Source organism: Brevibacillus fulvus (assembly GCF_016908525.1).
GTDB classification, from domain to species: Bacteria; Bacillota; Bacilli; order Brevibacillales; family Brevibacillaceae; genus Brevibacillus_G; species Brevibacillus_G fulvus.
On the sequence record NZ_JAFBEB010000001.1, the window covers coordinates 498,596 to 522,297 of the forward strand.

At 50.8% G+C, this 23,702-nt stretch carries 21 protein-coding genes; 18 read left to right on the forward strand and 3 right to left on the reverse strand.

All coding sequences use genetic code 11. From position 1 onward, the window contains the following. Positions 1-10 precede the first annotated feature (10 nt). The 6 genes from fdhF to JOD01_RS02525 all read left to right on the forward strand — a co-directional run bounded on the left by fdhF (position 11) and on the right by JOD01_RS02525 (position 4,981). Positions 11-3,001 carry a formate dehydrogenase subunit alpha gene (fdhF, locus tag JOD01_RS02505; protein ID WP_204516628.1) on the forward strand — a complete coding sequence of 997 codons (2,991 nt, stop codon included), beginning with the start codon at positions 11-13 and terminating at the stop codon, positions 2,999-3,001. Continuing rightward, complete coding sequence (locus tag JOD01_RS02510; RefSeq protein WP_204516629.1) at positions 2,976-3,473, forward strand: helical membrane plugin domain-containing protein; 498 nt, start codon at positions 2,976-2,978, stop codon at positions 3,471-3,473. The genes fdhF and JOD01_RS02510 overlap by 26 nt, the downstream gene beginning before the upstream one ends. A gap of 11 nt (positions 3,474-3,484) precedes the next feature. Continuing rightward, positions 3,485-3,700, forward strand: coding sequence for a heavy-metal-associated domain-containing protein (locus JOD01_RS02515; protein ID WP_204516630.1), 216 nt, complete (start codon positions 3,485-3,487; stop codon positions 3,698-3,700). Further along, a complete protein-coding gene (locus JOD01_RS19810) occupies positions 3,697-3,822 on the forward strand; it encodes a hypothetical protein (protein WP_275581908.1) in 126 nt (41 codons plus the stop codon). The genes JOD01_RS02515 and JOD01_RS19810 overlap by 4 nt, the downstream gene beginning before the upstream one ends. A gap of 111 nt (positions 3,823-3,933) precedes the next feature. Beyond that, on the forward strand, positions 3,934-4,806 hold the full coding sequence (locus tag JOD01_RS02520) for a LysR family transcriptional regulator (RefSeq protein WP_204516631.1): 873 nt from the start codon (positions 3,934-3,936) through the stop codon (positions 4,804-4,806). A 16-nt stretch (positions 4,807-4,822) separates the two neighbouring features. After that, positions 4,823-4,981: a hypothetical protein gene (locus JOD01_RS02525; protein ID WP_204516632.1), complete on the forward strand. Its 159-nt coding sequence runs from the start codon at positions 4,823-4,825 to the stop codon at positions 4,979-4,981. A gap of 21 nt (positions 4,982-5,002) precedes the next feature. Here JOD01_RS02525 and JOD01_RS02530 read toward each other — a convergent pair whose 3' ends face one another. Continuing rightward, on the reverse strand, positions 5,003-6,229 hold the full coding sequence (locus JOD01_RS02530) for an MFS transporter (RefSeq protein WP_204516633.1): 1,227 nt from the start codon (positions 6,227-6,229) through the stop codon (positions 5,003-5,005). Between the two features lie 116 nt (positions 6,230-6,345). Between JOD01_RS02530 and JOD01_RS02535 the strand changes: the two genes are divergently transcribed. After that, positions 6,346-8,142 (forward strand): ABC transporter substrate-binding protein, encoded by a 1,797-nt coding sequence (locus JOD01_RS02535; protein WP_204516634.1) that lies wholly within the window; start codon positions 6,346-6,348, stop codon positions 8,140-8,142. A gap of 36 nt (positions 8,143-8,178) precedes the next feature. On the opposite strand, the gene JOD01_RS02540 is transcribed toward JOD01_RS02535, so the two are convergent. Beyond that, positions 8,179-9,069 (reverse strand): mechanosensitive ion channel family protein, encoded by an 891-nt coding sequence (locus tag JOD01_RS02540; protein ID WP_239565123.1) that lies wholly within the window; start codon positions 9,067-9,069, stop codon positions 8,179-8,181. Between the two features lie 238 nt (positions 9,070-9,307). Here JOD01_RS02540 and JOD01_RS02545 point away from each other — a divergent pair, with 238 nt between their 5' ends. The 9 genes from JOD01_RS02545 (at position 9,308) to JOD01_RS02580 (ending at position 19,397) form a co-directional block, all read left to right on the forward strand. Beyond that, positions 9,308-10,279 carry a stalk domain-containing protein gene (locus tag JOD01_RS02545; RefSeq protein WP_204516635.1) on the forward strand — a complete coding sequence of 324 codons (972 nt, stop codon included), beginning with the start codon at positions 9,308-9,310 and terminating at the stop codon, positions 10,277-10,279. A gap of 153 nt (positions 10,280-10,432) precedes the next feature. Then, a complete protein-coding gene (locus JOD01_RS02550) occupies positions 10,433-11,755 on the forward strand; it encodes a 5'-deoxyadenosine deaminase (protein ID WP_204516636.1) in 1,323 nt (440 codons plus the stop codon). A 251-nt stretch (positions 11,756-12,006) separates the two neighbouring features. Further along, positions 12,007-13,287, forward strand: a complete 1,281-nt coding sequence (gene allC, locus JOD01_RS02555) for an allantoate deiminase (RefSeq protein ID WP_204516637.1) — start codon at positions 12,007-12,009, stop codon at positions 13,285-13,287. Further along, positions 13,284-14,519, forward strand: a complete 1,236-nt coding sequence (locus JOD01_RS02560; RefSeq protein WP_204516638.1) for a pyridoxal-phosphate-dependent aminotransferase family protein — start codon at positions 13,284-13,286, stop codon at positions 14,517-14,519. The genes allC and JOD01_RS02560 overlap by 4 nt, the downstream gene beginning before the upstream one ends. 195 nt (positions 14,520-14,714) lie before the next feature. Continuing rightward, positions 14,715-15,884 carry a phosphoribosylglycinamide formyltransferase 2 gene (purT, locus tag JOD01_RS02565; protein WP_204516639.1) on the forward strand — a complete coding sequence of 390 codons (1,170 nt, stop codon included), beginning with the start codon at positions 14,715-14,717 and terminating at the stop codon, positions 15,882-15,884. 115 nt (positions 15,885-15,999) lie between these two features. Beyond that, entirely contained in the window at positions 16,000-16,128 is a 129-nt protein-coding gene (locus JOD01_RS19815) for a hypothetical protein (protein WP_275581909.1), read from the forward strand. A 163-nt stretch (positions 16,129-16,291) separates the two neighbouring features. Next, positions 16,292-16,819: a MarR family winged helix-turn-helix transcriptional regulator gene (locus JOD01_RS02570; RefSeq protein WP_204516640.1), complete on the forward strand. Its 528-nt coding sequence runs from the start codon at positions 16,292-16,294 to the stop codon at positions 16,817-16,819. Positions 16,820-17,032: 213 nt separating this feature from the next. Beyond that, the gene (locus tag JOD01_RS02575) at positions 17,033-18,217 is read left to right on the forward strand and encodes an HlyD family secretion protein (protein WP_204516641.1); all 1,185 of its coding nucleotides are present in this window, start codon (positions 17,033-17,035) and stop codon (positions 18,215-18,217) included. Then, positions 18,198-19,397, forward strand: a complete 1,200-nt coding sequence (locus JOD01_RS02580) for an ABC transporter permease (protein WP_204516642.1) — start codon at positions 18,198-18,200, stop codon at positions 19,395-19,397. Before JOD01_RS02575 ends, JOD01_RS02580 begins: the two co-directional genes overlap by 20 nt. A 218-nt stretch (positions 19,398-19,615) precedes the next feature. On the opposite strand, the gene JOD01_RS02585 is transcribed toward JOD01_RS02580, so the two are convergent. Then, positions 19,616-21,097, reverse strand: coding sequence for a malate:quinone oxidoreductase (locus JOD01_RS02585; RefSeq protein ID WP_204516643.1), 1,482 nt, complete (start codon positions 21,095-21,097; stop codon positions 19,616-19,618). Positions 21,098-21,557: 460 nt separating this feature from the next. Here JOD01_RS02585 and JOD01_RS02590 point away from each other — a divergent pair, with 460 nt between their 5' ends. Both JOD01_RS02590 and JOD01_RS02595 read left to right on the forward strand, forming a co-directional pair. Then, the gene (locus tag JOD01_RS02590) at positions 21,558-22,277 is read left to right on the forward strand and encodes a 4-carboxy-4-hydroxy-2-oxoadipate aldolase/oxaloacetate decarboxylase (RefSeq protein ID WP_204516644.1); all 720 of its coding nucleotides are present in this window, start codon (positions 21,558-21,560) and stop codon (positions 22,275-22,277) included. Positions 22,278-22,617: 340 nt separating this feature from the next. Beyond that, a complete protein-coding gene (locus JOD01_RS02595) occupies positions 22,618-23,610 on the forward strand; it encodes a hydroxyacid dehydrogenase (protein WP_204516645.1) in 993 nt (330 codons plus the stop codon). Positions 23,611-23,702 lie beyond the last annotated feature (92 nt).

A 23,702-nucleotide genomic window follows, 5' to 3' on the forward strand; every position in this document is an offset into this window, starting at 1 on the left:
GCGGTTTTGGTTGCAGACAACATCGGATAAGCAAACGATTACGTTTTATATTAATGGCCAAGCTTTTCAGGCCGAACCGGGACAAACGATCTTGAATGCCGCGGCTGCGCAAAATTATATCATTCCGAGCATTTGTTACCATTCCATGCTGGGACCGATCCAATCCTGCGATACGTGTCATGTGGGGGTCAACGGCAAGCTGACGCGAGCTTGCAGCACAGCGGTGACAGAAGGCATGCAGGTCGACACCCGTTCGAATTGGGTAAAAGAAGCCCAGTACGAAGCGATGAGCCGCATATTGAAAAACCACGAACTGTATTGCACGGTCTGTGACAACAATAACGGAAATTGCGTCGTGCACAATACGGCGGAACTGCTGGAGATCGAACACCAAAAGTACAAATTCGAAGCAAAACCGTATCCGCCAGACAACTCGCATCCGTTCTACCGCTATGAACCGGACCAATGTATTTTGTGCGGCCGCTGCGTGGAAGCTTGCCAGGACCTGCAGGTCAATGAAACGCTGTCGATCGATTGGTCCCGCGAAGTTCCGCGCGTCATTTGGGATAACGATGTGCCTATCGATCAATCCTCCTGTGTGTCCTGCGGCCACTGTGTCACCGTTTGTCCATGCAACGCTTTGATGGAAAAGTCAATGCTGGGCGAAGCCGGTTTCCTGACGGGCATTCCCCCGGAAGTTTTGGAACCAATGATCGATTTGACCAAAGAAGTCGAACCGGGTTACAAGGAAATTTTCACGATTTCAGAAATCGAAGCGTCGATGCGCAAGACGAGGATCAAACGGACGAAGACAGTCTGTACATACTGCGGAGTAGGCTGCAGTTTTGAAATTTGGACGAAGGACCGCAAAATTCTCAAGGTTGAACCGCAGGCGGAAGCGCCGGTCAACGGAATCTCCACATGTGTCAAAGGAAAATTTGGCTGGGATTTCGTCAACAGTGAAGAACGCTTGACCAAACCGCTGATCCGGCGAGGGGACGAGTTCGTGGAAGCGACCTGGGAGGAGGCGCTGTCCCTTGTGGCCAGCCGTTTAACCGAAATCAAGGAAACGCATGGCCCGGATGCGATCGGCTATATCGCTTCGTCAAAATGCACGAATGAAGAGAACTACTTGTTTCAAAAATTCGCCAGGGCGGTTATGGGCACCAACAATGTGGACAATTGTTCACGCTACTGTCAATCGCCGGCGACATCCGGCCTGATGCGGACCGTAGGGATCGGCGGCGACTCCGGCACGATCGAAGATTTGCAGCTCACCGATTTGGTCATTGTAATCGGGGCCAATCCCGCCGAGTCGCACCCCGTATTGGCCACTCGGATCAAGCGTGCCCATAAATTGCACGGTCAGAAACTGGCTGTCATCGACCTGCGCAAGCATGAGCTGGCCGAACGGGCCGATCTGTTTATCCATCCCAAACCTGGCACCGATCTGATCTTGCTGTCGGCGCTGACCAAGTACATTATCGATCAAGGGTGGCACGATCAGGCTTTCATTCAGGCTCGTGTCAATGGTTATGAACAATACGTCGCCTCTTTGGACAAGTTCACGCTGGAATACGCGGAAGAAAAAACGGGCATTTCAAAAGCGGAAATGGTCAGCCTGGCGACGATGATACATGAAGCGAAGAGCATGTGCATTTGTTGGGCGATGGGGGTTACCCAGCATATGGGCGGAACCGATACGAGCACAGCCATCTCCAACCTGCTGCTGGTAACCGGAAATTATGGCCGGCCCGGAACGGGCGCGTATCCGCTGCGCGGCCATAACAATGTCCAGGGAGCTTGCGATTTCGGAACGATGCCGGCCTGGTTCCCGGGGTATGAACCGGTGGAAAACGATCAGGTGCGGGCGCGCTATGAACAAGCGTGGGGGGTCACATTACCGAAAAAACCGGGCATGAACAATCATCAAATGGTGGAAGGAATCACCCGCGGCAAGATTAAAGCGATGTATTTGTTTGGCGAAGATATGGCGCTTGTCGATTCCAACTCCAATCATGTGGAAGAAGCATTTGGGCAACTGGAGTTTTTTGTGGTACAGGATGTGTTTTTCAGCCGGACAGCCCGGTATGCCGATGTCATTTTGCCGGCCGCTCCCAGTCTGGAGAAGGAAGGGACTTTCACGAACACTGAACGGCGCATTCAACGGCTTTATCAAGTGTTCGAGCCATTGGGCGAATCCAAACCGGACTGGCAGATCTTCCAGGAGCTGGCCAATTTGCTCGGTGCGAATTGGCATTATGCCCATCCCGGCGAAATTATGGCGGAAGCAGCCAGACTGGCCCCGATCTTCGCAGGTGTCAGCTATGAACGGCTGGAAGGATGGAACAGCCAATTGTGGCCGGTTTTGCCGGATGGCACCAGCACACCGTTGCTGTTTACCGAACGGTTCGGTTTTGCCGACGGGAAGGCAAGGCTGGTCCCTGTCGATTGGACGCCGCCGTTTGAACCGGGAGCCGACTATGATATTCATCTCAATAACGGGCGGCTGTTGGAGCATTTCCATGAAGGCAATCTGACCTACCGTTCGGCGGGAATCACCCACAAAGTGCCGGAGCCGTGGGTGGAAATTTCGCCAGAGCTGGCGAAAGAACGTCAGCTTCAGGACGGCGCTTTGGTTCGCTTGACCTCCCCCTATGGGGAAGTGGAAGTACGGGCTTTGGTCACGGACAATGTCAGCGGACATGAACTGTATCTGACCATGAATACGCCTGACGAGCGCAAAGCGGTCAACCGGCTGACCAGCAGCTACCACGACAAGACGACACATACCCCCAATTACAAGGAAATGAGCGTCAAACTGGAGGTGCTGGAATCGTCAGGTGAACCGCCGCTGCCACCACATAACCATCGCTTCGGCAACCGGCAGCCGCAAATTGGCATCCGTGTGGAAGAAAAATGGAACCGTTCGGATTTCACACCAATCGATCAGTTGTTTGCAGAGGGGGAATATCATGGCGAGACCGATCACCAACATTAAAAAGTCGGCGCCTTCGGAAGCAGAACAGCAGGCGGAAGCGATCGGAGTCATCCTGAAATCGTTGACCGAGAACCGGGAAGCGATCGTGGAGACGGTCGAGATCCTCAGCCACCTGCATGAAATCGGCGTCTTGGCCGCTGTCAAAGCGCTGCTCATCCAGCGTAATGAGGTCGGCCGGTTGGCCATCCAGCAGCTCAATCAGCCCAGCATGCAGCACTTGATCAAAAATGCGATGACGGCTGTCCAGACGATTGGCAGCATCCAGCCCGACCAATTGCAGCGTCTGTTGAACGGACTTACCGGCGCTTTGGGGCAAACGGGCAATCAAAACGCGGCCGCTAATGCCCCTACTTTATGGGAATTGGCCCGATCGATGAAAGACCCGGAAGTACGAACATCGCTTTACGCCATGATCGGGATATTAAAAGGAATGGGCAAATCGTTCCAAAACGATTCCCGGCCGGTTCATTGAGGGGGAGTGCGATGAAGACAGAAACGTTCAGACTGCAAAACATGTCCACGCCCCAGGACGCCCAGCGGGTCACCTCCGCTTTGCGCGACGTTTGGGGAGTGCGCAATGTCGAAATTGCCCAACAGACGGGTGTAGTTCAGTTGACGTATGACGAACAGGCCGCATCGCTTCAAGACTTTCGGCAAGCGCTTGCTGATGCCGGTTTTCAACTGGAGGGTCAATCATGAAAATCTGTGAAATTTGTGGTGCAGAGCAAACGACAGAAGAGGAGCAAAACCCGGCCGAACGTTATCTCGGCGTATGCGAGGAATGTATGCAAACGATGCAGGATGGCCAGCATTATCGGTAAAAGAGAACCGTCAGCGCGACGGTTCTCTTTTTTTCTGTCGTTTCCACTTGGAATATGGTACGTTGGAGTGAGAATCTGAAAAATTCGGTTTAAGCAAAGAGGAAGCGAGAAATGGACGAGAGAGATTGGTTGATGCTGAAAGTGCTGTTTGAAAAGAAAAATATCACCAAAGCGGCGCAAAGTTTGTATATCTCTCAGCCGACTTTGACCAAACGGCTGCAGCAAATCGAGAAAAAATTTGACGTCATCTTGGTGCAGAGAGGAACGAAAGGCATCCAGTTCACGCCACAAGGTGAGTTTTTGGCCAAGTGTGCGGAGGAGATGTTGCAACGGTTGCGGCAAATCCGGGAAACGGTTGACAATATGGCTCAGGAAGTCAGGGGCACCTTGCGCTTGGGCGTGTCCAATTATTTTACCAGACATAAGCTGCCTAAATTGCTGAAACAGTTCCAGCAACGATTCCCGCAGGTCGAGTACCAGGTGATCACCGGCTGGAGCCATGATGTTTACCAATTGGTTTATAACCGGGAGGTGCATGTCGGCATTGTGCGCGGTGACTATTCGTGGTCGGACGGCAAACAGCTTTTGTTTGAAGAACATATCTGCGTTGCTTCCAAAGAAAAGATCGAGTTGGCCGACCTGCCTGCGCGGCCGCGGATTGAATATGAAAAAGATCTGCTGATGAAGGCGATGATCGACGATTGGTGGCACGAAATGTTTTCCCAACCTCCGTACATCGCGATGGAAGTGGACAAAAGCGACACGTGCAAAGAGATGGTGGTCAATGGGTTGGGCTATGCCATCTTGGCAAGCGTTCTGTTAAATCAGCACGATCAGCTTTATCAAATCCGGCTGACCGATCGGGCCGGGGAGCCGATCGTACGCCGGACATGGATGTTGTATCAACAACAGTCCCGGCAATTGAAAATGGTCGATGAGTTTGTCCGGTTTGTCGGACAAGTGGATTTTGTGCACGATCTGTAAGCGTGCAGGCTGAAGCGTGGCATGCCATTTTTGCATCTTCCGCGAACTCGGAATATTCGGTTATTGTCAAACCCGCCAGTTGGCCGTCAGTTTGCTGCTGACCATCATCGGGTTTCTGCTGCGAGAAAATCTTGCCCTGATTTTGCCCGCAACCGCAACGGATCGGCAAGTTTGATGAGCGTGGAGAAGCTTGCGATCAGGCAACTTTCCACAAATGAGTCTTGAGCAAAACAACCCCGATCACCGCGTTCCAGATGGCGGATGCGACAAAAATGACCGAACCTCCATACCATTCAATCAAATACCCCGAAGCATACATCGCCAGAGGCATTCCGAAGCGGAACAGCGTACCGGTGATTCCGGCGATTCGCCCCATCACATCGGCGGGAGTTTGCTCTTGGCGAAAGGCATAAACCGTAATCGTATGCAAGGAAGTCGCAAAGCCAATCGCCAAAAGGGCCACAACAAACAAGAAGAGGGACGAAGCAGAAAAAGAGAGCAGCAGGTAGGCCAAGGCGTAAGTCAACACCGAACAGCCATACACTTTGCCCAAGCCAAAGCGGGAGCGCCACTTGCTGGTCAACAAACCGGCGGCCAGTCCGCCGATCCCGGAAGCTGACAGCGCGAGCGCCAGCATAGCGGAAGACAGCTGCAGCACATCCTTGGCATAATAAATCGTTGTCATACTGACTACGCAGGAGGTACAGTTGACAAAAATGACGAACCCAGTCAGCATCCAAAGGGAGCGATTGGCGCAAAAAATCAGCCAGCCTTCCTTGATTTCTTGCCAGAAGCTGCTCCTTGGCCGGGAATCGGTTTGGTGCGGGAGGGTTAGCTGGGAAAAGAGAAGCAAGCAAAGTCCGTAACAAATTGCCGTGAGCACGATGCCATCGGACGTGTCCGGCAACATCAGCACGAGCCCGGACAAAGCCGGCCCCAAAATGCTGACCAATGTTTCCGTCAACGACAGTCGGGCATTGGCCATGGTCAGTTGCGGGGAAGGAACGATGCGTTTGACCAGACTGACCTGCGCGTTGAAGTAGCCATAATTCAACGTCATCAACAAAAATCCAAGCACATAATAGGCATACATCGCCTGTGTATTCATCTTGTATAACAGGACAAAGAGCAGCAACAAAAGTGCCTGCAGACCGATCATCCAGATAACCCAACGTTTCTGATCGACGCGATCGACGATGACGCCGATGAGGATGGCGAAAAAGAAATTGGGCAGCAGTTCGGCTGTGCGCATGTTGGCCATAATCACCGAAGAATGGCTCAGCTCATACATCATCAACGGCAAAATGATTTCATACAGTTTGCTGCCAATCGTCAAAAACAAGACACTGATTAACATGATGGAAAACGACTGATTTTTCCGCAAAATGTGCAATTGACCTGTGGTTTCGATTTCCGATTTCACTGTAAATTCCTCCCGACTTTTGCTGTCAGCTTAATTATAGGAGGGGAGTGGCGGAGGAAAAATGCCAATTTTCTTCTGCGATTTTACAACTTTTCTTGACTGAACGGAGCGTACCGATGCGTGTATTGGATGATTACCTGTTGCTGCGAAAAGCTTTTTGCCACATTCCCGTCGATCAACCATTTCAGGTGGCGATGCAGGAATTGGCCGATGCATTGTATTGCAGCAGCCGAAATGCCAAACTGTTGCTGATGAAAATGATGGAACTGCAATGGATCCGCTTTGCTTCCGGCAAAGGCAGGGGACATATGTCTCTGTTGACTTTTTGCATGGACGCGGATGAATTGTTGCTTGCGCAATGTAAAAAGTATGCGGAAAATGGCCGGTTGGAAGCAGCTTTTGTCTTGCTCAACCGTTATGCCAACCAGCATTCATCATTGAAAACAACCTTTCTCTATTGGCTCACGCAATATTTTGGCTACCAGGTGGCCGATCAGGCGGAAGCGTATCGCGAAACATTGAAGTTGCCCATTTTTCGGCCGATTCATACGCTTGATCCGGCGATGGCGTTTTACGCCTTGGATGCACATCTGATTAGTCAAATTTTTAATACGTTGCTCGAGTATGACCACGAGACGGACAAGTTCTTGCCGGGGATCGCCCACGCCTGGGAAGCAAACGGTGCCAAAACAGAATGGACTTTTTATTTACGCAAAGGCATCCGCTTCCATCATGGCCGCGAGTTGACTGCGGCCGATGTGATCCACAGCTTGCGACGCTTGCGTAATTCTCCGCATAAATGGTTGACGAATGCGATCGAAGAGATGACGCTGCTCTCCAACTATCTGGTTCGAATTCAGCTAAACAAGCCGCATTCACTGTTCCTGCATTATCTCAGCTATGTCCCCGCTTCGATTGTTCCAGCCGATCTTTATTCGCTGTCAGTAGACGCGGAATTGGTCCAGCCTGTCGGTTCGGGAGCATATCGCGTTGCCAAACGAACATCCGGCCAGTGCGTGTTGACCGCTTATGATCATTATTTTCAAGGGCGAGCGCATATCGATGAAATCGAGCTGCTCCAGGTCCCGGAAGACTGCGGGGAAATGTTGCTGGGCAAAGAGCCCAATCTGTTGTTAATTCGCACAGGGGAAGAGCGGACGACGATGCCAAAAACGTGGGAAGGAAGAAATGGCATCTTTGGGGCAACGCTCTGCACGTTCAATCTGAACAAGCCCGGCATTTTGCAAAATCGGTCGTTTCGCCAGGCGATGAGCAAGCTGCTGGACCGCCACCAGCTAGTGACCGAGTTGGCCGGGCCGAGCATCAGTCCGGCGTATGCTTTTCATCCTGAGACAAAACACGCCGCCGCTGACAACGCGGAGAGCAAACAGATGGGCCAATGTTTGCTTCAACAATCGGGCTATGGCGGGGAAACGTTGCATCTCTATACGTATCATCGGCACGCACCGGATGCCCGCTGGCTGCAGCGTGAGTACGAAAAACAGGGAATCCGGCTGGAAATCCACATCGTGCCGTGGATTGAGATGATGCGAAAAGAGCTGGTGGAACAGGCTGATCTGATCCTGTTTGAAGCGTTGCTGGCGGAGGGAATCGTGCGCATGATCGAATATTTTCAATCAAGCTTCAGTTTCATTAGACAACATGCGGACAAGTCGCTGCTTGCTTTCGCAGACCATTGCATCGCAGCGTTGTTGCAAGAATCTGAACCCGCCATCCGGGAGGCAAAGTTGCAAATATTGGAAGAGAAAATCAGCGAAGAGCAAGCTTTCCTGTTTCTCGCCTATAAAACGGTAGATTCGCTTTCCCACCCTTCCTTGAAAAATGTCAAGCTGCACCCGCGCGGTTGGGTGGATTTTCAGAAGCTGTGGTTTCAACCGCAGTTCGACAAGTAAGCAAAAAACCTCGGCTAGGCCGAGGCTGTCACTTGCTCAATTCGTTATATGCGGAACGCCGATCATGCGCGGATAGGAAATGGAGACGCCGGCCGCTTTCAATTCTTTCAGCAGCAGGCTGCGCAATTCCTTGGAACAGGTAAAGTAATACTGATCACTGACAAGGGAGGTGACGGTATATTTTGCACCGAGCGCATTATTTTCCACGTCGGTAATCCCGTATAATTGCGGCGGTTCAAGAAATTCGCCATTTTCATCGCGGATGAAATATTCCGGATGGGCCTGTTGCATGTAGATCGAGACGGATTGGACCGCTTGCTCCACATCTGCCGGATCAATTTCGTAGGGAACGTTCACATGGACGACTGCGCGCATCCGCTCACGGTTATAGTTTTGGCTAATTTTGATCTCCGAATTTTGAATGACCACGACATGCTGAGCAAAGGTGCGGATCTTGGTCGCGCGCAGTCCGACGCTTTCCACCGTCCCGGTGATTTGTCCGTTGTTGATACTGACATAATCGCCGACGGAAAACTGATCTTCAAAGATGATGAAAAAACCGGTGATCAAATCTTTGACAAGCGTTTGCGCCCCAAACCCGACCGCCAGCCCCAGCACGCCCGCACTGGCGATGATCGGCCCGACGCTGATGCCGATATTGCTGAGAATCATCACCATGGCGATGATCACAATCACATACCGGGTCAGTGAGAGCAGCAAACTTTCCAGAGTATTCTCTTGTTTTTCGTCCAACCGCGTAATCTGGAAAATTTTGCCGATCAAGATTTTGCGGATTTTCAGGGCGAGCCAAGTAAGCAGCAAAATAATGACAATGGTAAAGCTTCTCTGCATGACCAGGGAGAGGTATGGGGACCAAAATGCCCAGGTGAAATACTGTTGCAAAGATAAGTGAGAAAGAGCTTCCAAGGTTATAACCTCCAACGACTAATTCAAATCGCAGTCAAACTGCATCTGGCCACAGAACAACCTTGATTATAGCGAAGCTTGGCGAAAAATGGCGGACTCGCTTAAAAAGTTCAATTATATTTAATATTTTTCGCGCATCTGCCAATAAAATAGGAGCTACAGGAAAAACGAAACATGGTATGATGATGTTGCCATAACAAAAGCAACGATCAGATTTCCACGGGAAGGACGGGGCGGTATGAGGCAATCCATCAAACGATCATTGACAATAACGGCAATGGCTGTCCTTTTATTTGGCGATACCATTCCGGTATTGGCCAGTTCGGCGGACGATTTTATGGTCGAGTTGTCGTCCGCAGAAGCGGGACAGTCGTCGGCACTGGAATTTGTAATCGATTTTACCCAAAAGGATTATCAGCTCGTCGAGAATAAAGAGGTGCTCATCCAGTTTCCAGCGGAATTTTCGGTAAACCGGCAGATTTCACGGGATGAGGTTACGATCAATGACTGGGAACCGGAAGATATCCATGTAGTCGGCAACACCGTTTCTCTGACTATACCGGATGAATGTGACGGGGACAGTCGCTTGTACATACGCTTCGCCAAAAGTGCCGGCCTGAAAAATCCGCCGGCAGCCGGTTCGTACCAGCTGACCGTCACTCCTTATTTAAAGCGGGTCGACGAACGAGATGGGGAAGAACAAACGTTTTATCTTCGTCTTCCTTTTACGCAATCGATTGAAATTGCCGGAAACGGAAACAGTCCTGCTTCACCGCCCATACAACCGCAAGACAATGCGGATCAGGATCGGGCTCAGGTGCTCATCCAAATCGGCAACCGCTCCGGCACGCAAATCCGCTCGGTCGACGGCCAAGTGCAAACGCAGGTGTTCAGCTTGGAAGCGGCGCCTTACTTGCGCAACAGTACAACATGGGTGCCGTTGCGGTTTGTCGCCGAAGGGTTGGGTGTGCGGGTTGCCTATGATGAACAGACAAGGCAAGCAACTCTGCAAACCGCATCCGGCACGATTTCCTTTACCGCCGGCAGCCGGATGGCCAGGGTGAACGGGAGCGTGGCGGAGTTAAGCTCTGCGGTGGAAGTAAAAAATGGACGGATGATGGTGCCGTTGCGGTTCATTACCGACAAGCTGGAGGCAACGCTGGAGTGGGAACCACAAACGCAAACGATCACAATTACCCAAAAACAATGAACCGAGGCTTAAAACGGATGCTGCCGCATTTTGCGGCGGCTTTTTTTTGCCCTTTTACAAACATGGAGAACAGAACATTCCATATAATGAAGGGAACTGGAAAAAAGAGGATCTAACGCGTTATTTGCGTAAAAAACCGAGGAGGTCGAGAGGTTGGGGACCATTTTAATCAAACAGGCACAAATCATGACGATGAATGCGGAAAATGCCGTTTTTTACGGCGATGTGTTGATTGACGGTGACCGGATCAAGCAGCTTGGCAGCGAACTGCGCATACCTGCCGAGCGAGTAATCGAAGCAAAAGGCAAAGTGCTGTTGCCCGGGTTTGTGCAGACGCATATTCATTTATGTCAAACATTGTTTCGCGGGAGAGCCGACGATCTGGAGCTGTTGGATTGGCTGAAGCAGCGCATTTGGCCGCTGGAGGCGGCTCACGACGAAGAGTCCGTCTACTATTCGGCGATGCTGGGGATCGGTGAACTGATTCGCAGCGGCACGACGACGATCCTCGATATGGAAACGGTCCATCATACCGAGTCGGCTTTTCGCGCCATTGCCGAGACCGGATTGCGGGCAATCTCGGGCAAAGTGATGATGGATCACGGGGAGGAAGTACCCGCGGCATTGCGGGAACGGACGGACACATCGATCCAACAAAGCGTGGATTTACTGGAAAAGTGGAATGGCTATGCGAACGGCAGAATTCAGTACGCTTTTTCACCGCGATTTGTCATTTCCTGTACGGAACGTTTGCTGAAGGAGGTACGAGATCTTTCAGCGCACTATGATGTCAAAGTTCATACTCACGCCGCGGAAAATCGCGGAGAAATTGCTCATGTCGCACAGGAAAGAGGGATGCGCAATGTCGTTTATCTCGATCACATCGGCCTTGCTTCCCCTCGGCTCATCCTCGCTCATTGTGTATGGCTCAACGAAGAAGAGAAGCAAATTATTCGGCGCCGCGGAGTAAAAGTGAGCCATTGCCCGGGGTCCAATTTAAAGCTTGCTTCCGGAATCGCGCAAGTGCCGGAACTGTTGGGCATGCATGTCCATGTAGGGCTTGGTGCAGACGGCGCACCATGCAACAACAATTTGGATATGTTCCAGGAAATGCGCTTGTCCGCGTTTCTGCAAAAAGTTACGCACGGACCGACGATGATGAATGCCAAGACAGTGTTGCGCATGGCGACGCTCGGCGGAGCGGAGGTGCTCGGCTTGCAAAAGGAAATCGGCAGCATTGAACCCGGCAAAAAGGCCGATCTGATCCTGCTCGATCTCAATGATTTCCATGCGTATCCTTCCTATGAAGCAGATCCGTTTTCCCGCGTAGTATATTCGGCGACAAGAGGGGATGTGGACACGGTGATGATCGACGGGCGGATTGTGATGGAACAAAAAGAGCTGAAAACAATCGATCGTTCCACCGTCCTGCGGGAGTCTGACCGTGCTATCAAGCGCTTGTTAAGCAAATTGTAGCGGAAGGATTGCGCCAAACATAACGGCGTATGTGAAGATTGTTTTATACAGGGAGGAGTTTTCGCCTATCTCTGTCGAAGGAGATAACAGCAAGAATTCGCGGCCGATTCGATGGTTCGTTTTTTTCGTCACGCCGCCGCCTAAGAAAGACGATGCGGGAAGTAGACGCAAGGTGTTTGTTCACATGCTGACGAACCGGGTGGACGGCAAGAAATAGGACAACAGACTGCAGTTTTGAAGGAGAGAACAAAATGGCTTGTAACAAAGAAATCCCGCAGTTGGCAGAGATCGCCGCCAATCCGTTGCCAAAAGTAGAAGAATTAATCGATTGGCTCGCTTCGTTCGGAGCCGATCCGGACGGGGGCGTAACGAGACTGCTGTACTCCTCCGATTGGGCCGCCGGGCAATCGGCAATGGCCGTGTTAATGGAACAGGCGGGCTTGACCGTCTACTATGATGATGTCGGCAATCTGTTTGGCCGCCTGCAAGGAAGCGAGCAGACGGGTTCGACCATTTTAACCGGTTCCCATATCGATACGGTCAAATGCGGCGGAAAGTATGACGGCGCTTACGGGATTATCGCCAGCTTGCTGGCATTGGCAAGATTGCGGCAAATGTACGGAATACCCAAACATTCGCTGGAAGTCGTCTCGATCTGTGAAGAAGAAGGCAGCCGCTTTCCGCTCAGTTTTTGGGGCTCGGGAAACATTACCGGTCGCTATCTGCCGGACGCCGTTCCGGATGTGCAGGATTCAGCGGGAACCAGTTTGGCGGCGGCAATGACTGCTGCCGGTTTTGGTCAGGGAGCGTACCGGCCCAGTTTGCGTCAAGATATCGCGGCCTACATCGAACTCCATATCGAGCAGGGCGGCACATTGGAGCGTGAACAGAAAACAATCGGTTTGGTGAAAGGAATCGTCGGGCAAAAACGGTTTACCGTTGAATTGCAAGGCGAGGCCAATCATGCCGGCACGACGCCGATGGCCTGGCGCCAGGACGCTTTATGCGCCGCCGCAGAAATGATTGTCTGGCTGGAGGCGGAAGCGAAAAAACGGGGGGAACCGTTGGTGGCGACTGTCGGCAACATCACAGCGAAGCCGAACACCTCCAACGTCATTCCGGGGAATGTAACGTTCACGGTCGATACGCGACATGCCGATCAACAGCAACTGGATGAGTTTTGCCAGCAATTTCTGCAGCAATTTCAGCGCATTGCGGAACAAAGAGCAATCCGCATCGCTTGGCAGGAATGGTTAAATGACCCGCCTGTTGCCATGCATTCTGCTTTGGTCGAGCAAATTGAGCAAATCTGCCGACAACGGCAAATCGACTATCGCCCGATTTACAGCGGAGCGGGTCATGATGCGCAAATATTTCAAAAAGTGTGTCCGACCGCGATGATTTTTGTACCCAGTCATAAAGGAATCAGCCATTCACCGATGGAATATACACCACCCGAAGCATTGACGGCAGGAATTGAAGTATTGACGGATCTGCTTTATTCATTGGCATATGAGGGGGAACCAGGATGAAAACATACAAAGATTTATCGCCGTCGCCGCGAACAATTATGACGCCAGGCCCTGTTGAGGTTGATCCGCGGGTGTTGCGGGCCATGTCCTTTCCGATTCTCGGACAGTTCGATCCGGAATTTACCGCATTGATGAATGAAACGATGGAGATGCTGCGAACGGTTTTTTACACAGAAAATCACTGGGCGTATCCGATCGACGGCACTTCCCGCTCCGGCATCGAAGCCGTGCTGACCAGCTTGATTGAGCCAGGCGACACGGTATTGGTACCGATATACGGAAGATTTGGCCATTTGCTGGTGGAGATCAGCGAACGTTGCGGCGCGGAGGTAACGACGCTGGAACAGGAATGGGGAAAAGTTTTTGATCCCGCGCAAATCATTCAACAGATTCGCAAACATCCGCCGACCATTCTTGCGTTGGTTCATGGGGAAACGTCGACCGGCTGCATGCAGCCGCTGGAGGAGATCGGCAAAGCCTGCCGGGAACTCGATGTTCTCCTTGTCGTTGACGCGGTCGCAACGCTTGGCGGGACAAAAGTAGCTGTCGACGAATGGCAGCTTGATGCCGTCATCGGCGGGACGCAAAAATGTTTGTCCATCCCCTCAGGCATGGCGCCGATCACGTACAACCAACGCGTCGCAGATAAAATTGCCAAACGCAAAAAAGTGGAACGCGGCTTGCGAACCGCAGAAGCGGATACGGCTTTAACCGGTCGGGCGATTCAAAGCAACTATTTTGATTTGAGCCAATTGCAAGATTATTGGAGCCCTGTCCGTTTGAACCATCATACGGAAGCCACGTCGATGCTGTACGCCCTGCGCGAAGGATTGCGGATTGTGCTGGAGGAAGGACTGGAAGCCCGCTTTCAACGTCATAAACGCCATGAAAGGGCACTGGTGGCCGGACTGACTCAGATGGGACTGAGCCTGTTCGGCGATCCTCACTGCAAAATGCCGATGGTAACTTGTGTCCTGATTCCGGACAAGGTCGACGGCGAATCGGTTCGGCAAATGCTGCTGCATCAATTTGGCATCGAGATTGCCAGTTCTTTTGGTCCTTTGCAAGGGAAAATTTGGCGGATCGGCACGATGGGATACAGCTGCAATCAAAAAAATGTGTTGCATCTGCTGGGAGCATTGGAAGCAACGTTGTTGCGGCATCAAGTCCCGATTCATCCGGGCTTGGCTGTACAAGCTGCTTTGGATGTGTACGAACAGGAACAACGATGAATCTGACCGCATACCTTCATTCCGCGTGCAAGTGTGGCGCCATCGGATGGATGGAAAAAGCAGAACGGTCTCGTACCGTTCTGCTTTTTGCCCGCATTTGCTTGCCGGAGCGACCAAACACGAATATTTATTGTTTGATTAACTCATAATGTTCGGTTATAATGCAAATATCGCAAGGATTACAGGAGGTATTCGATGTATTATACCGAAAAAATCTTACTGCTTGGTTCCGGTGAATTAGGAAAAGAAGTGATCATTGAAGCGCAAAGACTGGGAGTGGAGACGATTGCGGTTGACCGCTACGCCGATGCGCCGGCGATGCAAGTGGCCCATCGCAGCTATGTGATCGATATGCTCGACCCGGCAGAAGTTCGCAGAGTCATCGAAGCAGAGCAGCCCGACTTGATCGTTCCAGAGATTGAAGCGATTGCAACTGCTGAACTGGTGAAATTGGAGGAGGAAGGCTACCGGGTCATTCCGACAGCGACAGCGGCTCGCCTGACAATGGACCGCGAAGGAATTCGCCGGCTGGCTGCAGAGACGCTCGGCTTGCCGACAGCCAAATATCGTTTTGCCGCTTCCTTCGAAGAGTTTGTGACGGCCACGGAGGCAATCGGGTTTCCTTGTGTCATCAAGCCGATTATGAGTTCATCCGGCAAAGGGCAAAGCGTATGTCGCTCGGCCGAAGATCGTGAACGCTGCTGGAAGGTGGCGATGGAAGGCGGCCGGGTACAGGCGACGAAGGTCATTGTCGAGGAATTTATTTCGTTTGATTCGGAAATCACGTTGCTGACGGTGCGGAGCACAAACGGAACGTTATTTTGTGCGCCAATCGGACACTTGCAGCAAGATGGCGACTACATCGAATCGTGGCAGCCCCATACGATGACAGAGGAGCAACTGGAGCAAGCCAAACAGATCGCTGCGACAATCACGGAAGCGCTCGGCGGGTTTGGCCTGTTCGGCGTGGAGCTGTTTTTAAGCAAAGATCAGGTTTATTTCAGCGAAGTATCACCGCGCCCGCACGATACTGGTTTGGTAACACTCGTCACGCAAAATTTGTCCGAATTCGCCTTGCATGTCCGGGCGATTTTAGGCTTGCCGATTCCAGAGATCACCTTGCTGTCTCCAGGAGCCAGTCGCCCGTTGAAAGCAAAGCAAGCGATGGACCATTATCGTATCGAGGGCGTGGCCGACGCGTTGGCGACTTCGAACACACAATTGCGCATTTTTCGCAAGCCGCTTGCCACCGCTGGAAGACGGCTGGCCGTTGCCTTGTCAACGGCGGATACGGTGGAGCAGGCGCGAGAACTGGCAAGACAAGCGTGGGAGCAACTTCGTTTGGTCGCGGATGAACACGAATAGCGTTTAGGTACCTCTTCTGGAGAGGTACCGCTTTTTTTGCATGGCTCTCATATTTTGCGGAATCCGGCAGAAACTAAATCTGGATTTGCCAATATCAGCAAAGGAGGGCAAAGAAATGCTGGAGAACTTCTTCAAGCAGAAGTTTGTCAAGGAAGAAGAGGAACGCGAATCATACGAGGATAACCCGGAAGCGGAAGAAGAAGAGGAAGAGCCGCCCTTTATCGAATGGTCTGGTTATATTTAAAAAACAAAAGGAGGAAAGGCACACGTCTTCTGGCACGAAGCGTGCGCCTTTTCCCGGCGCAACGAAACGGTTGTCCTGACAAAAATAGGTTGACAGAGAAAAGGCAGCCGACTTATTATTAGGTGGCTAACAGTTTTCTTCCCTGTCACGAGGAGGTACAGCCATGGATTTTGACCGTAGTGATTCTTTTAATAAGCAGACATTGCAGGAGGTCGCCAAAAAAATTCCGCAGTTGGATGTATCGTCGGTAGAGACTTTGTTAACCTTTATCAAGACTTCCTACAAGGTCCACTCGCTCATTGAAGAAAATCTCGGGTTTTATGGCCTTTCTCCCGGCAGAATCCGCGTGCTGCTCGTCATGTATGTCGAGAATGACAAGTATTTTACCCCCTCAGAACTGGCCGATAAAGTGGGAATTACCCGGGCCACTGTCACCGGCTTGCTGGACGGGCTGGTGCGTGACGGAATCGTCGAACGAAGAAATCACCCCAATGACCGCAGAATGGTCATGATCAGACTTACGCATGATGGAGTGAAGTTATTGAACCGCGTGCTGCCGCCCCATTATTTGCTGATTGCCCAGTTGATGAGCGGCCTGAACGAAACAGAGCGCAAGTCGCTGGTTCATCTGCTGGAAAAAATCGAACAAAATTTGCCTGACCATGCTCAGACACCAGTACAAGAGCCGTGATTTTTCCGGAAATGATCAGGCAAGACCAGCTAACAAAAAACATATATCATTACTTTTATACATAAATAATTAGGCGGCTAAAAGTTTGAGTTGTCTCTATTTTCTTGTATGAAGTTCCTTTTGCAAACAAATTATCCATCTACATCTGGTGGCTAATTTGCTTATAAACAGAAGAATCCCTTAATCGGGAGCGGTTAGGAGAGGAAAGTGGAAATGAAGAAAGAGATCATCATTCCCGCGGTAGCAGTTGCGTTTTTGCTTGGCGGAGGAGCGATGCTGATGGCGAAAGGCTCCGACCCGGTCACTGTGGCGAGTGCCCAAAAAGGAAGCATGCTGACCGCAGAACAGATCAATGTTTCCTTCCAGCAAGTTGGCGGAAACATTACCGAGGTTCTCGTCGAGGAAGAACAGCATGTCAAAAAAGGCGATGTGTTGATGAAATTGGACACGACCGATACCGATCTGGAAATTGCTCAACTGGAAAAACAAATTGCCCAGCTTGATCTGCAAATCAAGGAGTCCAATCAAACGATACAAACCGGCTTTGATAAGCTGGCTACGCAGCAGGAGCAGGCGGAAATCGGCATCAAGACAGCGGAAGCAGCGGAAAAACAAGTTTACGATGGTGCCAGAGATGAAGATATCCGCCAGCAACAGATTGCGGTACAGTCCGCACAAGCGTCCTATGAGGATACGAAAAGAACATACGACCGTACCAAACAACTATACGACCAAGGTGCTGTATCCAAATCACAGTTTGACAGCATTTCCACTTCGCTGTCCCTCGCCGAAAAACAAGTGAAGCAGCAGCAGGAAGCTTTGTCCAAAATGCTGACCGGTGCAACAGCGGAAGAAAAAACCCAGGCCTCTTTGGCTACGGAAAAGGCGAGGACCGCTTTAGCCCAGGTAGAGCAGGCCCGGCAGGATTTGGAGACGCAGAAATTGGCCGTGCAACAGCTGCAAACGCAAAAAGAAGCGCTGGAAGTACAGCTGAAGTCATTGCAGGTGAAAAAGGAACGGGCCACTTTGCTCGCCCCGCAGGATGGCAAAATTATTAAGGTCGTGTCCAAAGCAGGGGAAAATGTGACCGCCGGAGCTCCCGTCATCATGTTGGAAACCGATGAATTGTACTATGATGTGTATCTCGATGAAAAACAGGTGACGAAAATTAAAGCAGGCGGCGAATTGACCGGCCACTTGGTGTCTTTGGATCAGGATCTTCCTGGCAAAGTGCGTTTTATTACCGCAGCGCCCCAGTTTGCCAATCTGCGAATGAGCCGGGAAAAAGGGCAGGCCGATCTGGCAGCATTTCAAGTGAGAGTTTATGTCCAACGTACCGAAGCCCTGCTGCCAGGGATGACTGTCGAGGTGAATGTCGATGAACTCGCTGCGCGATGAATTTGCCTTGATGCTGAGCGGCAAGGCAGGAAAATATTACATTCTGGCCTTGGTGTTTCCGATTATCATCGCACTCGTTTTTTCCGCAATTTTTATTCATAATCAAATCAACGAAGGCGGCGTCCTGGTTATTGATATGGACAATTCCGCCTACAGCCGGCAGTTGATCGACAAGCTGAACGCGTCTCAATATATAGATGTCAAAACTGTTGTCAATGATAATATCGATATCGACCAAGCGCTCTACCATGAAGAATATTTGGCCGTCATCTACTTACCCAAAGATTTGGAAGCCAATCACACGCGAGCCTTGCCCAACAGTATCGGCTTATTCCTGGACAATACGAACATGATGGGCACGGCCAACCTGCGCACCGCCGTTCAAGAAGTCATCACTGCGGAAAATATGACGGTGGCGATTCCGCGGGTGAAGGCCTTGGGAGTCAACGATGACCAAACGACGGGGATTATCAATAATATCACGGTCCAACAAAGATTGTTGTATAACCCGAATGGCAATTACGCCAATACGACTGTTTTGGGATTTCTCGTGCTGTATCCGACGATTATCTATCATATGCAAGTATTACCGTTGATGGCTCGCTTGCGTATGACCGGCAGATTTGAAGCGGAAATTCGCCACAGCTCACCGCTCGGGGTCGCCAGTCGTGTGCTTCCCTATGCGCTCTTTGCCGGAATTGGCATCTATTTTGGGCTGGGCTTGTTAAAAACGGTAGGCGGCTTCCGCTACGCAGGAAACGCGTTTGCCTTGCTCATTCCCATCTTTTTGTATACGATCTCGCAAGGTCTGTTGGCGGTGTTCGTTGCATGGAAGGCGAGACATCCGGGCGAAGCGATGAGCAAAATGATGCTGATCTTGATCCCTGGCTTCTTGTTCAGCGGGGCGACGATCTCGACGGCGTTATTGCCGGAATGGGCAAAGATCGTTGGCAATTTCTTTCCGATGGTTTGGCTGATGAAATTTATCCGCGATCTGGGATTGCGGGGAGCGCCATTATCCGCCTTGTATCCGGAATTGGGAGCGTTTGTTATTTTGTTCGGTGTCATGCTGCTGCTGGTAACGTTGCGCTTTTTGAGTGACAAACGAAAACTGCTGAAGCAACCGGGGGGAGAACCGACCGGTGCGGCACCTGCTCCGTCGATTGAGGGAAGTCATTAACGTGACTTCTCTTTTTTATTTCCTTGGCAAGCGCAGATTTTGCGCTTTTTCCTGAAAATTGCGCAATTTGCGGCGCGCGTCTGTCGAAGTTTGTCTTTTTAAACAGTTTTGCCTGTCATTCTGGTTTGCAGACAAAGCAAAACGGCCTTGCTTCCTGAAATTCAGGCGAAGGCCGTTTCATTTTCTCGGTTTGTTGGGGTTGGTTTGTCCTGTGCCCGTTAATTGTTTAAACCAAGTGTTCGTGCTGTCGATGCATGGATTTCCTGAATTAGTTGCGGATTTTCCTGCAACGACACGCCATAAGAGGGGATCATTTCTTTGATCTTCGGTTCCCACGCTTTTATATGCTGCGGGAAACATTTTTGGATGACATCCAACATGACGGAAACGGCGGTGGAAGCACCCGGCGAAGCACCGAGCAAGGCAGCGATCGAGCCATCCGCGGCACTGATCACTTCCGTACCAAATTGTAACGTTCCTTTTCCGGCCGGCGTGTCTTTGACAACTTGCACGCGTTGCCCCGCCACGACCAACTCCCAATCCTCGCTTTTGGCGTTGGGGACAAATTCGCGCAATGCTTCCATGCGCTGTTCTTTCGATAACATCAGTTCCTTGATCAAATATTTCACCAAAGAGATGTTATTGATGCCCGACGCGATCATTGTTCCAATATTATGCAGTTTCAAGGAAGTGAACAGATCAAGCATCGAACCGTATTTTAAAAACTTCGGCGAGAAACCGGCGAACGGGCCAAAGAACAGCATTTCTTTATCGTAGATAAACCGTTTGTCAAGATGCGGCACGGACATAGGGGGAGCACCCACCGGCGCCTTCCCGTATACTTTCGCATGATGCTGCGCAACGACCTCCGGGTTTTGGCAGACCATAAAGATACCGCTTACCGGGAAACCGCCAATTCCTTTTCCTTCCGGGATACCGGATTTTTGCAGCAAATGCAGGCTTCCGCCACCGCCGCCGATAAAGACGAATTTTGCTCTATGGTGTTCGGTCACACCGCTGTCCAAATTGCGAATTTTCAACTCCCACAAGCCGTCGCGAGTACGTTTGATGTCATCTACATTTTGCTTGAATTTAATGGTAACGTTTTGCTTCTGCAAGTGGTCAAACAACATGCGTGTTAAAGCGCCAAAGTTGACATCCGTACCGGAGTCGATTTTTGTGGCCGCGATTGGTTCGTTCCCTGACCGATTCTTCATAATCAAAGGAATCCATTCGCGCAATTTTTCCGGGTCAGCGGAAAATTCCATTCCTTGGAAGAGCGGATTCCGCGATAACGCTTCAAAACGTTTTCTTAAAAAGTTTACATTGTCCTCACCTTGAACCAAACTCATATGCGGCAGAGGGCGGATAAAATCCCGCGGATTGCGAATCAAATTTTTGTTTACCAAATAAGACCAAAATTGTCTGGAAAGTTGATACTCTTCATTGACTTTGATCGCTTTGCTAATATCTACGGTTCCGTCCGGTTTTTCGACGGTGTAGTTAAGCTCGCACAATGAGGAATGCCCGGTACCCGCATTGTTCCATTCATTCGAACTTTCCTCGCCTGGTTTTGCAAGCCTCTCAAACACTGTAATTTCCCAGTCTGGTACTAATTCTTTCAGCAGTGACCCTAAAGTCGCACTCATGATTCCTGCACCAATTAAGATAACGTCTGTTTGAGTTTGTCCGTTGCTCATGTTTACCGTCCTATCACACTGTTATTTGAAGAAAAGATGGAGTCGCTCCTGTGCCAAGCAACAACCAGAGGGCAGGGGGCGACCTAGTCACACACCTTTTCTGAATTAATGGTAACCCATTCATAGTTTATCACTATTATTAATAGAATAAAATATTTGCTTGCTGAACAAATTGGAAAAATTACGGCGTTTTGGGAATAAGTTAGAACGAAAGTTTAGTCCCAAACAAAAATTATCATGCTGTTCCTGTCACAATCAAGTATATATAAACAAAATATTCGCTAAAGCCGAACGAAGTGACTCATTTTCCGTTCCTGTTTTGGCGGGTTCGCTGTGCTCGTACGGAAAAAACATTTATAAGGAAGAATCTCTTCTGGTGGTTACAGACGGAGCACTTAAACAGGGGGAGGTTGAATAACGTATAAAAAAGGAGGCTACACAGCGGAAAGAGGGGAAGCAAATGGAAAAGTATGTGGTCAGGCAGTTTGAACGACCGGACAAAGCCTTGATCGAACGGTTGGGGGCGCTGGATGTTACAACGATTTACGAAGCGCAAGGGAGAAGCGGGCTCATGCATAATCGGCTGCGGCCGGTCATCCCCGGAAGCACTGCTTGTGGGCCGGCACTCACCGTTCACTGCCAAGCAGGTGACAGCTTGATGATTGAAGCGGCATTGGAAGTTTGCCAACCGGGCGACTTGTTTGTGATCACCGCCGACAGTGATGAAATATACGGAATGGTCGATGACAAAATTGTAAGCGCTCTCATACACAAGCGGATTCGTGGCGTAGTGATTGATTCTGGTGTAAGAAGCGTGCAAAAATTGCGCAAACTCGGATTGCCCATTTGGGCGAAAGGGATTTATTCGCGTGGCGCCACCCAATCCAAAGGCGGCTGGATCAATGTGCCGGTTGTTTGCGGAGAATGCGCGGTCCGTCCGGGGGATGTTATTTTGGCTGATGACGACGGGGTGGTCGTGGTGGCAAAAGAACAAGCGCAAACCGTCTGGGAACAGGCCCGGAAACGACTGCGTGCGGAAGAGGAGGAAAAGAAAAAAATCGCGCGCGGCGAACTGCGCCTGGACTTTGGGGGCTTGCGAAAATATTTGCAAGCAGACAATGTTCATTATTACGAAAGCGAACTGGTGCAAACAGACAGAAAGGGAAATGTTGATCGGTAACACGTCCTGGGTGAAAATCCGCCGTTCAATTGCTTGCCCGGGCATGAGGAGCAACGATGTTCCAGTGCGCGGTCGCTCGTCAAGGAAAGGTGTTACGCCAAAGAGCGATCAACTGAACGCCGGATATGTGTTTACCGTCCACTTGTCTTTGACGAAACTGGAAGCGTAGCGAATTGTCGCTACGCTTTTTTGCTTCAATCGGGCTTGCGAGAAATTACACTTAACCATAATTATATTATGTAAATTCGCCTGTCTCCTTTATGAGAATTCTCCTTTACAAAAAAGGAGTATCAATTGTCAAAAGCTAATTTTAGTATGAAGACAGAAAGGAGACAGCAACATGAGCAAACCGAAAATCTTGCAAATATTGCCGATGTATCATTCGGAAGGAGAGCGTATTTTGCGGCAGGGCGGCGAGGTGATTCGCACCGACCAGTATGATATTTCGCATTTATGCGAGCAGGTCAAAGAGGTGCAGGCCATCGTGTTGCGGGCGCCGGCGCGGATTACTGCAGAGATTATCGACGCTGCCCCGCACTTGCGGGTCATTTCGGGCGCGGGCGTCGGTCTTGACAATATCGATGTGGACTATGCCTCGCAGAAGAACATTCCGGTTTTGCATGCGCCAGCGATCAATCAAGTCTCTACCGCGGAACATGCGATTGCCTTGCTGCTGGCGCTGGGCAAACAGCTGCTGCCTTTTCATCAGGAAATGAGCAAAGGTCGTTATCACGCCCGCACGCTCTTGCAGACACATGAACTGCGCGGCAAGCAAGTCGCTTTGATTGGCTTTGGCAGAATTGCCCAAGAGGTAGCCAAACGGTTGAAGCTGGGCTTTGAAATGGATGTACGCGTATGGGTTCGACATTTTGACAAGGACAAGCATGGATTGGCCGAGCAGCTCGGACTTACGGTCACAACAGACTTGAACGACTTGTTGCCGACAGCTGATTTTGTGTCTTTGCATGTCCCTTTGACCGACCAGACGAGAGGCATGTTTGGGCGGGAGCAATTTCAACGCATGAAACCGACCGCTTATTTAATCAATACGGCGAGAGGAGCGGTCGTCAATCAGCAGGAACTTTATCAGGCGTTGGCGAAAAAACAGATTGCCGGCGCCGGTCTCGATGTTTTTGATCCGGAACCGACGACGGATGCGGACCTGCCGCTGCTTTCCTTGCCGAATGTGATCGTCACGCCCCATGTGGGCGGAACGACTGTGGAAGCCAACTATTTGATGGCAACCGCGGTTGCTCGCAATGTGCTGAAAGTACTGGCAGGGGAACGGCCGGATCACCTCGCCAACCCGGAAATCTTTCATAAATTTGTTTGACCAAAAAGCAAAGGAGCGGATTGATTCTCCGGCATGTAGAAACCGCCGATGAAGTAAGGGTATGTGAACAACGATATGGAGGAGGTGCATCA